This is a genomic window from Clostridium sp. 10cd* (assembly GCF_044336395.1).
GTDB lineage: Bacteria > Bacillota_I > Bacilli_A > Erysipelotrichales > Erysipelotrichaceae > Clostridium_AQ > Clostridium_AQ innocuum.
This window is the reverse complement of sequence record NZ_CP172347.1, coordinates 831,260-846,320: the sequence shown is the minus strand read 5'-3', so window position 1 is coordinate 846,320 and position 15,061 is coordinate 831,260. Positions and strand designations below refer to the sequence as shown.

Here is a 15,061-nt window from a genome sequence, read left to right as displayed (position 1 = left end):
CTCCTTTCCAATAAAAAAACACCTCCATGAGGCGTAAGTGAACCAATCTAATACTCAAGATAGATATGACTCCCTACGCTAGCATTAACTAGATCAGGTCATAAGGGACTGTCTCAGCCTTACGGCACCCCTGTCATGACACTATCATTATACACGCTCCGTGTAAAAAAGAAAAGAAAAAAGCAGACAAGCTGCTTTTACAGGAAGGTTACCGCTGTACCATAGGCTATAACCTCTGAGGCACCACCCATGATGGCACTGGATGCATAACGGATGTTGACAATAGCGTCAGCACCGAGAGCCTCTGCCTCCTCCACCATTCGCTTCGTTGCCAGTGCACGTGCCTCATTCATCATTTCATTGTATGCCTTCAGCTCACCGCCAACCAGTGTCTTAAAGCCCTGAGAAATATCCTTACCGATATTCTTTGTCTGAATCGTACTTCCCTTTACTAGTCCCAGCATATTCAGCGTTTTCCCGGTAATGTAATCAGTATTTACTAAGATCATCTTCTTCTCCGCTCCTTATCTCGTCAAGCCGTTCCTTGACAACATGTATCCACAGAAAAAGCAGTGCCAGCATGGGGATGCCAAACAGGATCACGAGAAACTCCGGTGCATCCAGAAAAAACAGGGAGCTGATCCAAATCATCATATAAAATGCAATCAAAATGCCAATTATGATAGGTGCCAGCATTTTTCTGTTCATACTGCCCACTCCCTTCTGTCGTTACCTGTATTATACTACAAAAAAGATGGGTATCCAAAATATTTGGGGGGCTAAACTTTAGGGGTCAATTTAGGGGTCTGAACTTTGAGGGACACTTTAGGGGGATAAATCCCAAAAGAAACAGGTGGCATTCATCTGTTTCTTTTTCTATAATGTTCTATTGGTTATGCTTCTGTGAAGGAGGTAATCATGGATCATTCTTATCTATTTAAATTATTAAACATTCCCGATGATGGTTCTATTATCATCAACGATGTTGAAATCATCGCTGATACCAAGTATGTATATATCTCTCGACCATCTATCCCGTCTTATTGCCCTAATTGTTCTTGCAGAATGCACTCAAAAGGTATTTATAAGCGCAAAATCAAACACCCTGTCTTACAAGACGGAACTTGCATCATCTTTATCGTGAGCCAAAGAAAGTGGAAATGCACTAACTGTTCCACATATGTTAATGAAGATTTCCCATTCTTTCAGCGTTATAAACAATCCTCTGATATTACTCCTCTACTAGTTTTAGAGGCTATGAAAGACCTTGATCGTTCTACCGCATCTATTGCCAGACAATTCAATTTATCTGATACTCAAGTTCACGATCTTTTCACTGCTTACGTGGATTTGCCACGTTTAACTCTTCCTGAGTTTCTTTCCGTTGATGAAGTACATATTGATATTTCTGAAAAAGAGAAATATGCCTTGATTCTTATGGACTTTACTTCTGGAGAGATTGTTGACATCTTGCATAACCGATGGCATCATACCATTGAAAACTACTTCTTCTCCATTCCATACGAAGAAAGAAAACATGTTCGTTATATTATTTCTGATGCATATAAGCCTTATCTTGAATTACCCAAGCATTTCTTTCCAAATGCTGTGTCGATTTTAGATAGTTTTCATGTTGTTAAATATTTATTAGGATTGATTAATACTTATATCAATTCAGTAATGAAAGCATATAAAGATAGAGATCTTAAAAGGCTTGAAAAACAAAATCATGACACCAATAGAGACAATAAAACGATTCAGGAATCACAAGAAGTTATCTTGCTTAGAAAATATCGCTGGGTGCTTTTGAAGAATCAAGACAATATCAATTACTCTGACAAAAGGTATTACCACAGCTCTCTTAGAATGTACGCAGATACATATACTATTGAAAAACTATTTCTCTCACTAGATCCTAAGTTCAATATAATCAGAGATGTGAAAGAAAAATATATTAGATTCAATAATACTCACTTTAGTTCTGAAGATGAAGTAATGCAAGAATTATTAAAAATGATTGAAGAATTTAAGGCTCTCAGAGGTTACATTCCTTGTCTTTTCTCACAATACCTTGATAAATATAAGCATGAGATTGCCCGCTCATTTACTATAACTGAGGTATCAAGACGTAGTGCAAAGGATAATGAGCGTTACTATGCACGTTTATCCAATGGACCTATGGAATCATTCAACCGAAAGCCGAAAGATTATAAGAGAAACTCACGAGGTTCCTCTAATTTTAATTATACTAGAAATCGAATCTTATGGTCTACCAGAAATAGACCTGCATTGAGAAATACGCCCAAATCATCTAATGAAGTACATAGCTATGTTGGAAAGAAACGTGGTAAATATAAAGTAAAAGAATAAAGAGATTAAGAATTTGTACAGAAGCATAACCAAAAAAAGAGAATCAGAATGTTTTTTCACTGATTCTCTTGATTTTAACTTTAGGGGTCTTAATTTTTAGCCTTTATTTTTTCTCTCCCCCAAAGTTGACCCCCAAATTTCTGGCGAAAACCCCTAAAAAATTTGGATAGCCAAAAAGATACAACACACAGAAAAAAGAGCACAATTGTGCTCTTTTCATTGTTTTTATAAAATTACTCGATGATTTCTGTAACGTTACCGGAACCAACAGTACGTCCACCCTCACGGATAGAGAACTTTGTGTTGTTTTCGATAGCGATTGGAGCAATCAGTTCAACGTTCATTTCAACGTTGTCACCAGGCATAACCATTTCGGTTCCTTCCGGTAATGTAATAACACCAGTTACGTCAGTTGTACGGAAGTAGAACTGAGGACGGTAGTTAGAAACGAATGGAGTGTGACGTCCACCTTCTTCTTTTGTTAATACATAAACCTGAGCCTTGAACTTTGTGTGTGGATGTACGGATCCTGGTTTAGCAAGAACCTGTCCACGCTGAATCTGATCACGGTTGATACCACGCAGCAGAGCACCGATGTTGTCTCCGGATTCTGCGAAGTCCAGCTGCTTACGGAACATTTCCAGTCCAGTAACAACAGTTTTCTGAGTATCCTTGATACCAACGATTTCAACTTCTTCTCCCAGTTTTACTACACCACGCTCAACACGTCCTGTAGCAACTGTACCACGTCCTGTGATTGTCATAACGTCTTCTACAGACATCAGGAATGGTTTGTCAGTTTCACGAGTTGGATCTGGGATGAATTCATCAACTGCATCCATCAGTTCTTTGATAGCGCCAACGTATTTGTCGTCACCTTCCAGAGCCTTCAGTGCAGAACCACGGATAACTGGAGCATTATCTCCGTCGAATCCGTACTCGCTTAACAGCTCACGTACTTCCATTTCAACAAGGTCGATCAGTTCTTCGTCATCAACCATGTCGCATTTGTTCAGGAATACAACGATGTAAGGAACACCTACCTGACGAGCAAGCAGGATGTGCTCACGAGTCTGAGGCATAGGACCATCAGATGCAGCAACAACCAGGATAGCACCATCCATCTGTGCAGCACCAGTGATCATGTTCTTAACGTAGTCAGCGTGACCTGGGCAGTCAACGTGTGCATAGTGACGCTTGTCAGTCTGATATTCAACGTGTGCAGTGTTGATTGTAATTCCACGTTCTTTTTCTTCAGGTGCACCATCGATCTGGTCATAAGCCTGTGCCTGTGCCATACCGTCTTTTGCAAGAACGTTTGTAATAGCAGCAGTTAACGTAGTTTTACCGTGGTCAACGTGTCCGATAGTTCCAATGTTAACATGTGTTTTGGAACGGTCAAATTTTTCTTTTGCCATTTTAATTTTCCTCCTAATTTATTAGTTTCCAAGTATATTCTAATTCAAAGTTTTTATAAAAGCAACAGTTAATTTTCAGAACTATTGTTTTTAATGATTTTTTCTGCAATACTCTTCGGTACTTCGGCATAATGGTCGAATTTCATAGAGTAATTTCCACGTCCCTGAGTGAAGGAACGCAGGTCTGTAACGTAACCGAACATCTCTGACAGCGGAATGTGAGCCTTAACGATAATCGCATTTCCTCTTTCTTCCTGGTCAACGATAGCACCACGACGGGAGCTTACATCACCCATTACAGATCCAAGATATTCATTCGGTGCAGTTACCTCCACCATCATGATCGGCTCCAGAATAACCGGATTACATTTCTTGGCAGCTGCCTTTAATGCCATGCTAGCCGCAATTTTGTACGCCATTTCACTGGAATCGACATCGTGGTAAGAACCGTCAAACAGCGTTGCTTTGATATCGATTACCTGATAACCTGCAACGATACCGTTTGCCAGTGCGTCTCTCAGACCTTCTTCTGTAGGCTTGATGTATTCACGAGGTACGCTTCCTCCGACAGTAGCATCAACAAATTCAAATCCTTTTCCCTCTTCCTGAGGCTCGAATTTGATCCATACATGACCATACTGTCCACGACCACCGGACTGCTTGATGTATTTACCTTCACACTCTGCAGTACCACGAATGGTTTCACGGTATGCAACCATTGGCTGACCAACGTTTGCTTCCACCTTGAATTCACGGCGCAGACGGTCAACGATGATGTCCAGGTGAAGCTCACCGACACCGGCGATAATTGTCTGACCTGTTTCCTGGTCTGTATAGGTTTTGAAGGTAGGATCCTCTTCTGCAAGCTTCGCAAGAGCAAGACCCATCTTATCCTGGTCAGCCTTGGTCTTCGGTTCCAGAGACAGTTCGATAACCGGTTCCGGGAATTCCATGGATTCCAGAATGATTGGAGAATCCTCTGCACATAAGCTGTCTCCGGTTGTTGTAACCTTCAGACCTACGGCAGCAGCGATATCTCCTGCATATACCTGATCGATTTCCTTACGGGCGTTGGCATGCATCTGAACGATACGTCCAAAACGCTCTCTTTTTCCCTTTGTGGAGTTCAGAACGTAGCTTCCTGCCTTTGCTGTACCGGAGTACACACGGAAGAAGGAAAGCTTTCCAACAAATGGGTCCGTTGCGATTTTGAATGCCAATGCAGCGAATGGTTCTTCATCACTGGAATGACGCTCGGATTCGCTTCCGTCCTCCAGCGTTCCCTTGATTGCAGGAACATCCAGTGGAGAAGGCAGATATTCAACAACAGCATCCAGAACCATCTGAACACCCTTGTTCTTATATGCAGAACCACATAATACAGGGAAGAAATCACCAGCACATACGGCGATGCGCAGAACACGCTTGATGTCCTCAACGCTAGGTTCTTCACCCTCCAGTACCTGCATCATGAAATCTTCATCATAATCAGCAAGGTAGTCAATCAGCTTGGAACGGTATTCCTCACACAGATCCTTCAGATCTTCCGGAACATCGCCTTCCTGAATATCCGTACCTAAGTCGTTTGTATAGATTTCAGATTTTCTTTTAATGATATCAACGATACCAGTGAAAGTGGATTCAGCACCGATTGGCAGCTGAATCGGGCAGGACTTAGCTCCCAGACGATCTACAATTGTTTTGCAGGACATCAGGAAGTCAGCTCCTGTTGCATCCATTTTGTTACAGAATACGATACGAGGAACACCATATGTAGTAGCCTGACGCCAAACGGTTTCTGTCTGAGGCTCTACACCGGCTTTTGCATCCAGTACCGTTACGGCACCATCCAGTACACGCAGGGAACGTTCAACCTCAACCGTGAAGTCAACGTGACCTGGAGTATCGATAATGTTGATACGGGTACCCTTCCATGCTGCAGTTGTTGCTGCAGAAGTGATGGTGATACCACGTTCCTGCTCCTGTGCCATCCAGTCCATCGTAGAAGCTCCATCGTGAGTCTCTCCGATTTTGTGATTAACACCTGTATAATACAGAATACGCTCTGTAGTTGTTGTCTTACCAGCATCGATATGAGCCATGATACCAATGTTACGTGTGTTTTCTAATGAATACTGACGTGGCATAATGGATCTCCTTTCTTACCAGCGGTAATGAGCAAATGCTTTGTTTGCCTCTGCCATCTTGTGAGTGTCCTCACGTTTCTTAACAGATGCACCACTTCCGTTTGCTGCATCCATGATTTCAGCAGCAAGTCTTTGCTCCATTGTTTTCTCGTTTCTTAAACGAGCATAGTTCACGATCCAACGCAGACCAAGAGTCAGACGTCTTTCAGCGGATACTTCCACCGGGACCTGGTAGTTGGCACCACCAACACGGCGAACCTTAAGTTCCAGTAATGGCATTACGTTTTCCAGAGCTTTCTCGAAAACTTCCATTGGTTTTTCGTTAGTTTTTACTTCAATAATATCGAACGCATTGTACAGAATCTTCTGTGCAACCCCTCTTTTACCATCAATCATGATCTTGTTGATTAAACGAGTAACCAGCTTGGAGTTGTAAATTGGATCTACTAATACATCACGTTTTGCTACATGTCCTTTTCTAGGCATTCGAATTTCCTCCTTTCACAATTGATTATTTCTTAGCTTCTTTTGGGCGTTTTGCTCCGTACAGGGAACGGCTCTGGTTACGGTTCGCAACTCCGGCACAGTCCAGTGTACCACGGATGATGTGGTAACGAACACCTGGAAGATCCTTAACACGTCCTCCACGGATCATTACAACACTATGCTCCTGCAGGTTGTGTCCAATACCAGGAATGTAGGCAGTAACCTCCATACCGTTGCTCAGACGAACACGGGCATATTTACGCAGCGCTGAGTTTGGTTTCTTCGGTGTCATTGTTCCGACACGAGTACAAACTCCACGTTTCTGAGGTGCACTTAAGTTTGTAGGACGTTTCTTGATTGAGTTATATCCTCTATTCAGAGCTGGTGACTTGGAAAGCTTCACGCTCTGTTCACGACCTTTACGAATTAATTGGTTAATTGTTGGCATAATATCCTCCTTTCACTAACACACATTTCCGGGTGTGTCATTTCGAAGTGTAAATGTAGTTCCCGCAGAACGGGAACCTCAAAAATCCACTTGCCTAATAATCATAAAGCAACTGAAATAGCTTGTCAACACCTTTTTTATTTTTCTTTGTAAAAGATTTGAGATTCTAGTATAATAGGGGACGAATAGACATAGAGGGAAAGTAGAGGTTTCAAGTATGGCTTATAAAATCGTGTTTTTTGATATGGATGGTACCTTGTATCAGACAGAAAACGACATTATTCAGGAGTCCAGTCTTCAGGCGATTCAAGCATTGAGGGATCAGGGCTATATCGTGTGTGCCGCAACAGGTCGACCGCTGAATCAGATGAATCTGATTCTGGAGCGTGTACAGTTTGATTATATGGTGATGATCAACGGCGGCTATGTTCTGGATCGTGAGCAGCGCCTGCTGTTTGAAAATCCGCTTGACAGGCAGACGACGCAGGATATCGTAGACTGGTGCGAGCAGCAGGAAAACGGACTGATGTTCCATTTCGGAGATACATCCTATATATATGATAAATTTTATCCGTTTTATTATTTCTGTCGAGACCACCATGTTCTGAATTATCTGTTCTATGATGAACAGCGCTCTTATCATAAACGGCACAATGCCTATAATGCAGTCCTGATGACAAAGGAGCAGCGCTCCCTGGAGGAATTTCTTGCAAAGCATCCGCTGCTGCGCAGCGATCTGATCGAGGTTGCACAGGATCATTTCTGCTTTGATGTATTCAATGCAAATAACGATAAGTTTGTGGGAATCAATCAGGTTCTGCAAAAAGAGGGGATTTCCTGGGAGGAATGCATTTGCTTTGGCGACAGCACCAATGATATCAAGATGCTGGAGATGGCAGGTATGGGGGTTGCCATGGGAAGTGCCACCGATTACGTAAAATCCTTTGCCAACATGGTGACAGCCTCTGTCTATGACCATGGAACAGCGCGTGCATTACAAAAAATTTTAAATCTGCAGCTCAAACTATAGCATATTTTTAACAGGCAGATATAACGCATGAAAAGGAGACACTCCAGCGTTGTGATTATGCTTTGTTGTCAAGGCTATTGAGAGTCAAAAAATGAAATTACATATATCAGAAGAAGACCGCTCATTGAACGGTCTTCCTTTTCTTATTCTCTGGTTTCTGTTAGTCCTGATCCTTCATTGTTCATTGGCCAGAATGGCAGAAGTCCGATCAATGCACCTGCCACTGCGGGTAGAATCCAGCCGATACTCAGCTCATAAAACGGTAGCTCTGCAAACCAGTCACTGATTATCCCCAAGGAAACACCTGCACTTTCCATACCATTTACGAAGGATACTGCAAAGGTGAACAGCATCGCCATGATATACACCATTCGCCGTGATCCGATCCGCTGTTTTAGAAAAGACAGAAGCATCAGCACCACGGTGAGCGGATATATCATAATCAAAATTGGGAGTGATACAGTGATTAACTGACTTAAGCCAATATTGGAAATCACAAAGCTGAACAAGCAGACAGCAGCAGCTATTCTTTTATAGGTCCAGCGTTTGGGCAGTATGGTTTGAAAATAATCCGCAAAGGATGTTGTCAGTCCAATTGAGGTTGTAAGACAGGCGAATAGAACAGCAATTCCCAGAATGATTCCACCGATACCGCCAAACAGATGATTTGTTACTGCATGCAGAAGTGCTCCGCCGTTTGTGAAGGGCGTATTCGTAATGGCCCCGACATAGGTGAGCATAAAATAAACACCTGCCAGAAAGCCTGCCGCTCCAAGACCGCAGAGTATTGTATAACGAGCAATGTATTTCTTATCTGTAACACCATAACTGCGAATTGCTGTTATAACAAGAATTGCAAATGCCAGCCCTGCCGGTCCATCCAATGCATTATAGCCCTCGATCATGCCCTTAAAAAACGGAATATCAGCATATGCAGGGGACGGCTCCATCATGGTTCCAAAAGAAAATGCACCATTGCTTGTTTCCTGTAAAAGAGAGGCGATAAAGATAGCCAGTATACTGATCAGCAGGACCGGCGTCAGATATTTGCCGACAACATCCACAATCCTGCTTGGGTTGCTGCTCAGATAGTAGGTAAGTCCGAAGAAGGCAGCTGTAAACAGCAATGACCATAGTATGGCATTGTTTTCCCCTATGTAGGGAAGCAATGCTATTTCAAAAGAAACACTTCCGGTTCTTGGCAGTGCAAACAGCGGACCGATTAACAGATAAACACCAACCGATAGAACCAAAGCGAACCTCCGACTGACCAGATTTCCCAGATCACTCATAGAAGTTCCTGCCAGTACAACAGCTGTTACTCCAAGAATTGCAATACCCGCATCAGTCAGAATAAAGCCTGCAAGGGCACTGATATAGCTCGTTCCAGCCAGTTGTCCCATAGCAGGAGGAAAAATCATGTTGCCGGCACCAAAAAAAATTGCAAAAAGCATCATAGATACCGATATAATTTGAATAAGTGTTAATTTCTTCATATAAAAGCTCCTTATATTCACGCCTATTCATCATAGCGGAAAACAAAGCGATACGCAATCACTTTTTCACTGTTTTAGACTGACTGCTGTAAATCATAATCTGCATCCGGCAGCTATTTTTCGACTTAGCCTGTATATAATTACAGAAAGAACAGTAATCAGCATTCACTGGCAATGTTACATCAGAGACACTGCTAATCAATTTTCGGTATACAAGATACTGTAGTTATATATAGGTTATGGCAAAAGAAAATGTAAGCTATTGCCAAGAGCACACAATCCACAGATCGAACAGAAGACACAAAACAAAAAAAGACCCATCGTAAGATGAGTCAGATTACCTGGCAGCGTGCTATCTTCACTGGAGCCAGTCCAGATATTGTCGCCGCTGATATGCTTAACTTCTGTGTTCGGGATGAGAACAGGTGTGTCCACATCGCTATCGCCACCAGATCACTTTGAGGTCTACCCCTCAAAACTGAATAACAGTTGACAGTTTCTTTTTGTACCACCTGGTACGTGTGATTAAGTCCTCGACCTATTAGTATCAGTCAACTCCATGTATCGCTACACTTCCATCTCTGACCTATCCACCTCGTCGTCTTCAAGGGGTCTTACTTCGTTATACGAATGGGAGATCTCATCTTGGAGTAGGCTTCGCGCTTAGATGCTTTCAGCGCTTATCCCTTCCCTACTTAGCTACCCAGCTATGCTCCTGGCGGAACAACTGGTGCACCAGCGGTAGGTCCATCCCGGTCCTCTCGTACTAAGGACAGCTCTCCTCAGATCTCCAACGCCCACAACAGATAGGGACCGAACTGTCTCACGACGTTCTGAACCCAGCTCGCGTACCGCTTTAATGGGCGGACAGCCCAACCCTTGGAACCGAATTCAGCTCCAGGATGCGATGAGCCGACATCGAGGTGCCAAACCTCGCCGTCGATGTGAACTCTTGGGCGAGATCAGCCTGTTATCCCCAGGGTAGCTTTTATCCGTTGAGCGACGGCCCTTCCATTCGGCACCGCCGGATCACTAATCCCGACTTTCGTCCCTGTTCGACTTGTTTGTCTCACAGTCAAGCACGCTTCTGCATTTGCACTCGTCGATTGATTTCCATCCAATCTGAGCGTACCTTTGGGCGCCTCCGTTACTCTTTAGGAGGCGACCGCCCCAGTCAAACTGCCCACCTGACACGGTCCCTCACCCAGTTCATGGGTGCAGGTTAGAACTTCAATCAAACAAGAGTGGTATCCCAACAGCGGCTCCTCGTATACTGGCGTACACGTCTCTTCGCCTCCCACCTATCCTGTACATCTTTGATCAAAATTCAATATCAGGCTACAGTAAAGCTCCATGGGGTCTTTCCGTCTAGTTGCGGGTAACCTGCATTTTCACAGGTACTAAGATTTCACCGAGTCTGCTGCCGAGACAGCGCCCAAATCGTTACGCCTTTCGTGCGGGTCAGAACTTACCTGACAAGGAATTTCGCTACCTTAGGACCGTTATAGTTACGGCCGCCGTTCACTGGGGCTTCAATTCATTGCTTCTCCTTGCGGATGACAAATCCTCTTAACCTTCCAGCACCGGGCAGGCGTCACCCCCTATACTTCGTCTTGCGACTTTGCAGAGAGCTGTGTTTTAGTTAAACAGTCGCTTGGGCCTCTTCACTGCGGCTCTCTTTTACAAGAGCACTCCTTATCGCTAACTTACGGAGTCATTTTGCCGAGTTCCTTGGCAACAGTTCTCTCGCTCACCTCAGGATTCTCTCCTTGCCCACCTGTGTCGGTTTTGGTACGGGCCGCTATGGAATTATCACTAGAAACTTTTCTTGGAAGCTGGCATCATGTGCTTCAGTACTTGTCCGAGGACGTTCCCTTACCTGTCACATCTTACATCCTGCTGACGCATTTCACTGTCAGCCTGCTATATGCTTCGACCACAATCCATTCAGTGGCTCACACTAGCCTTCTCCGTCATTCCTTCATTTCCATCGCGGGTACAGGAATATCTGCCTGTTTTCCATCCACTACGCCTTTCGGCCTCGCGTTAGGTCCCGACTTACCCAGGGCGGACGAACCTTCCCCTGGAATCCTTGGGCTATCGGTGTGTAGGATTCTCACCTACATCTCGCTACTCACACCGGCATTCTCTCTTCCATGCTCTCCACCGCTCCTTACGGTACGGCTTCTACGTGCATGCAACGCTCCCCTACCACTCAACTCTAAAGTTGAATCCGCAGCTTCGGTAGTATGCTTAGCCCCGGTACATTTTCGGCGCAGGGTCACTCGACTAGTGAGCTGTTACGCACTCTTTGAAGGATGGCTGCTTCTGAGCCAACCTCCTAGTTGTCTGTGCATCCCCACATCCTTTTCCACTTAGCATACATTTTGGGACCTTAACTGGCGGTCTGGGCTGTTTCCCTTTTGACCATGGACCTTATCACCCACAGTCTGACTGCCGAGTACGTCTTCATGGCATTCGGAGTTTGATTATACTCAGTACCCCGGGATGGGGCCATCGTACATTCAGTGCTCTACCTCCATGCGACTCTGCCTCGACGCTAGCCCTAAAGCTATTTCGGGGAGAACCAGCTATATCCGTGTTCGATTGGAATTTCTCCCCTAGCCACAACTCATCCGCCAACTTTTCAACGGGGGTCGGTTCGGTCCTCCATTCAGTTTCACCTGAACTTCAACCTGGTCATGGCTAGATCACACGGTTTCGGGTCTACATCATCGTACTGTCGCCCTATTAAGACTCGCTTTCGCTTCGGCTCCGTATCTTCTACTTAACCTCGCACGATAACGTAACTCGCCGGTTCATTCTACAAAAGGCACGCCATCACCCTTTAACGGGCTCTGACTTCTTGTAAGCATACGGTTTCAGGTTCTATTTCACTCCGCTCCCGCGGTTCTTTTCACCTTTCCCTCACGGTACTGGTTCACTATCGGTCACTTGGGTATATTTAGCCTTGACGGATGGTCCCGCCTGCTTCCGACAAGATTTCTCGTGTCTCGCCGTACTCAGGATACCACTAGGCTTCACATTGCTTTCAGTTACGGGACTTGCACCCTCTCCGGTCGGCCTTTCAATGCCGTTCTCTTAGCCATGCTCTTGCCATTTCGTGGTCCTACAACCCCAGATCAAGATCTGGTTTGGGCTCCTCCGCGTTCGCTCGCCGCTACTTACGGAATCATTCTTATTTTCTTTTCCTCCGGATACTTAGATGTTTCAGTTCTCCGGGTACCTCCCTCATGAGCTATGTATTCACTCATGGGTGACAGCTCATTACTGCTGCCGGGTTTCCCCATTCGGATATCGACGGATCTTTGTGTACGTACCACTCCCCGTCGCGTTTCGCCGTTTGTTGCGTCCTTCTTCAGTTCCAAGTGCCTAGGCATCCACCGTACGCCCTTATTCACTTAATCACGATTAAGTTTTAAGCGTTCATTTCTTTGCTTGAGTTTTCTGTTTTTGTTTAACTTTCTACTCGTGAATATCTATGCTGTTTACAACTTTCGTTATAGACCTTCATATGTCTTCTGTTATTCAGTTTTCAAAGATCGACTTCTTTTTCGTTTGGAAGATCAGTCTTCCAAAACTGAACAGGAAATGTTCGATAACTCTTTACTTATTCTTGTACTTTCTCCTTAGAAAGGAGGTGATCCATCCCCACGTTCCCGTAGGGATACCTTGTTACGACTTAACCCCAGTCATCGGTCCTACCTTCGACGGCTCACTCCTTACGGTTATGCCACCGGCTTCGGGTATTACTGACTCCCATGGTTTGACGGGCGGTGTGTACAAGGCCCGAGAACGTATTCACCGCAGCATGCTGATCTGCGATTACTAGCGATTCCGACTTCATGAAGTCGAGTTGCAGACTTCAATCCGAACTGAGACGACCTTTATGAGATTCGCTTCACATCACTGTGTCGCTGCTCTTTGTGGTCGCCATTGTAGTACGTGTGTAGCCCAGGCCATAAGGGGCATGATGATTTGACGTCATCCCCACCTTCCTCCGGTTTGTCACCGGCAGTCTCGCATGAGTCCCCAACTTGATGCTGGTAACATGCGACAAGGGTTGCGCTCGTTGCGGGACTTAACCCAACATCTCACGACACGAGCTGACGACAACCATGCACCACCTGTGTGATCCATAATTATCCCCCTATCTCTAGGGTATTTGTTTCCATGTCAAGGCCTGGTAAGGTTCTTCGCGTTGCTTCGAATTAAACCACATACTCCACCGCTTGTGCGGGCCCCCGTCAATTCCTTTGAGTTTCACACTTGCGTGCATACTCCCCAGGCGGAGAACTTATTGCGTTAACTGCAGCACTGAATTCCTCCAACACTTAGTTCTCATCGTTTACGGCGTGGACTACTAGGGTATCTAATCCTATTTGCTCCCCACGCTTTCGTGCCTCAGTGTCAGTTACAGACCAGGCGACCGCCTTCGCCACTGGTGTTCCTCCATATATCTACGCATTTTACCGCTACACATGGAATTCCATCGCCCTCTTCTGCACTCCAGCATACCAGTTTCCATAGCTTACAATGGTTGAGCCATTGCCTTTTACTACAGACTTAGTACGCCACCTACGCACCCTTTACGCCCAATGATTCCGGATAACGCTTGCCACCTACGTATTACCGCGGCTGCTGGCACGTAGTTAGCCGTGGCTTTCTGGTAAGCTACCGTCACTCCCATAGCATTTCCTCTATGAGCCGTTCTTCACTTACAACAGAGCTTTACGATCCGAAGACCTTCTTCACTCACGCGGCATTGCTCGTTCAGGGTTTCCCCCATTGACGAAAATTCCCTACTGCTGCCTCCCGTAGGAGTTTGGGCCGTGTCTCAGTCCCAATGTGGCCGTTTACCCTCTCAGGCCGGCTACGCATCATCGCCTTGGTGGGCCGTTACCTCACCAACTAGCTAATGCGCCGCAGGTCCATCCATGTTCACGCCTTGATGGGCGCTTTAATATACTGAGCATGCGCTCTGTATACCTATCCGGTTTTAGCTACCGTTTCCAGCAGTTATCCCGGACACATGGGCAGGTTACCTACGTGTTACTCACCCGTTCGCCACTAAGTCTCTTTGGAAGCAAGCTTCCTCGAAACTTCGTTCGACTTGCATGTATTAGGCATGCCGCCAGCGTTCATCCTGAGCCAGGATCAAACTCTCCATTTGATTTAGCTCTAACGCATGACTTGCGTTTGAATTTCATTTTAGTTATCGTTATACCGAGAATATTGTTTTCTCAAATAATTGACGTTTCCTGTTCAGTTTTCAAAGACCGAAATTTCTATTTCGTGCGCCGCTGTTTCGTTCGGTGCCTGTATATAATACCTCTTTTAAGGATGATTGTCAACGATTTTCTACTCTTTTTTTATATTTTTTTGTCCTTTTTATTTTAAACCGCTATGAATGTAACATTTTTTCAATTTATCGCCTATTTCTTTATAGAATCCTTACCTATAACAGACCTTTTCTTCTTTTACACCTGTTTATGTGCTTTCCAGCTCCTGCATGCTATTGTACTTCATTTCCTTCCTACATTCATAGGTCAGCAGCTAACACAGCGTTTCTTCTGTAATCAAAATGAGTAAGGAGCATTCTCCTGCAATCATAGCACATATACAGACATCACAATCATGCAATT

Annotated in this window: 9 protein-coding genes, 3 rRNA genes and 1 riboswitch; of the genes, 2 read left to right on the top strand and 10 right to left on the bottom strand. The window is 44.8% G+C overall.

What is annotated here, in order from left to right; genetic code table 11:
* Positions 1 to 53: 53 nt before the first annotated feature.
* Positions 54 to 142: riboswitch (TPP riboswitch) on the bottom strand.
* A gap of 55 nt (positions 143 to 197) precedes the next feature.
* On the bottom strand, positions 198 to 509 hold the full coding sequence (locus tag ACG3M1_RS04235) for a YbjQ family protein (RefSeq protein WP_008818590.1): 312 nt from the start codon (positions 507 to 509) through the stop codon (positions 198 to 200).
* Positions 490 to 708 (bottom strand): hypothetical protein, encoded by a 219-nt coding sequence (locus tag ACG3M1_RS04230; RefSeq protein WP_008818589.1) that lies wholly within the window; start codon positions 706 to 708, stop codon positions 490 to 492. Before ACG3M1_RS04230 ends, ACG3M1_RS04235 begins: the two co-directional genes overlap by 20 nt.
* A gap of 210 nt (positions 709 to 918) precedes the next feature.
* On the opposite strand from ACG3M1_RS04230, the gene ACG3M1_RS04225 reads away from it, so the two are divergent.
* Positions 919 to 2,370 (top strand): ISL3 family transposase, encoded by a 1,452-nt coding sequence (locus tag ACG3M1_RS04225; RefSeq protein ID WP_008818588.1) that lies wholly within the window; start codon positions 919 to 921, stop codon positions 2,368 to 2,370.
* 233 nt (positions 2,371 to 2,603) lie between these two features.
* On the opposite strand, the gene tuf is transcribed toward ACG3M1_RS04225, so the two are convergent.
* The 4 genes from tuf to rpsL form a co-directional block, all read right to left on the bottom strand.
* The gene (gene tuf / locus ACG3M1_RS04220) at positions 2,604 to 3,788 is read right to left on the bottom strand and encodes an elongation factor Tu (RefSeq protein WP_002607408.1); all 1,185 of its coding nucleotides are present in this window, start codon (positions 3,786 to 3,788) and stop codon (positions 2,604 to 2,606) included.
* Between the two features lie 68 nt (positions 3,789 to 3,856).
* Positions 3,857 to 5,935 carry an elongation factor G gene (gene fusA / locus ACG3M1_RS04215; protein WP_008818587.1) on the bottom strand — a complete coding sequence of 693 codons (2,079 nt, stop codon included), beginning with the start codon at positions 5,933 to 5,935 and terminating at the stop codon, positions 3,857 to 3,859.
* A gap of 15 nt (positions 5,936 to 5,950) precedes the next feature.
* Positions 5,951 to 6,421: a 30S ribosomal protein S7 gene (gene rpsG / locus ACG3M1_RS04210; protein WP_002607406.1), complete on the bottom strand. Its 471-nt coding sequence runs from the start codon at positions 6,419 to 6,421 to the stop codon at positions 5,951 to 5,953.
* A gap of 25 nt (positions 6,422 to 6,446) precedes the next feature.
* Positions 6,447 to 6,869, bottom strand: a complete 423-nt coding sequence (gene rpsL / locus ACG3M1_RS04205) for a 30S ribosomal protein S12 (protein ID WP_002607405.1) — start codon at positions 6,867 to 6,869, stop codon at positions 6,447 to 6,449.
* Positions 6,870 to 7,086: 217 nt separating this feature from the next.
* On the opposite strand from rpsL, the gene ACG3M1_RS04200 reads away from it, so the two are divergent.
* Positions 7,087 to 7,899: an HAD family hydrolase gene (locus ACG3M1_RS04200; RefSeq protein ID WP_008818586.1), complete on the top strand. Its 813-nt coding sequence runs from the start codon at positions 7,087 to 7,089 to the stop codon at positions 7,897 to 7,899.
* A gap of 143 nt (positions 7,900 to 8,042) precedes the next feature.
* On the opposite strand, the gene brnQ is transcribed toward ACG3M1_RS04200, so the two are convergent.
* The 4 genes from brnQ to ACG3M1_RS04180 form a co-directional block, all read right to left on the bottom strand.
* The gene (gene brnQ, locus ACG3M1_RS04195) at positions 8,043 to 9,395 is read right to left on the bottom strand and encodes a branched-chain amino acid transport system II carrier protein (RefSeq protein ID WP_022300123.1); all 1,353 of its coding nucleotides are present in this window, start codon (positions 9,393 to 9,395) and stop codon (positions 8,043 to 8,045) included.
* Between the two features lie 339 nt (positions 9,396 to 9,734).
* Positions 9,735 to 9,848 (bottom strand): 5S ribosomal RNA (gene rrf, locus ACG3M1_RS04190).
* Between the two features lie 68 nt (positions 9,849 to 9,916).
* Positions 9,917 to 12,823, bottom strand: a 23S ribosomal RNA gene (locus tag ACG3M1_RS04185).
* Between the two features lie 226 nt (positions 12,824 to 13,049).
* A 16S ribosomal RNA gene (locus ACG3M1_RS04180) occupies positions 13,050 to 14,589 on the bottom strand.
* The 16S, 23S and 5S rRNA genes sit together here, the layout of an rRNA operon.
* Positions 14,590 to 15,061: the final 472 nt, after the last annotated feature.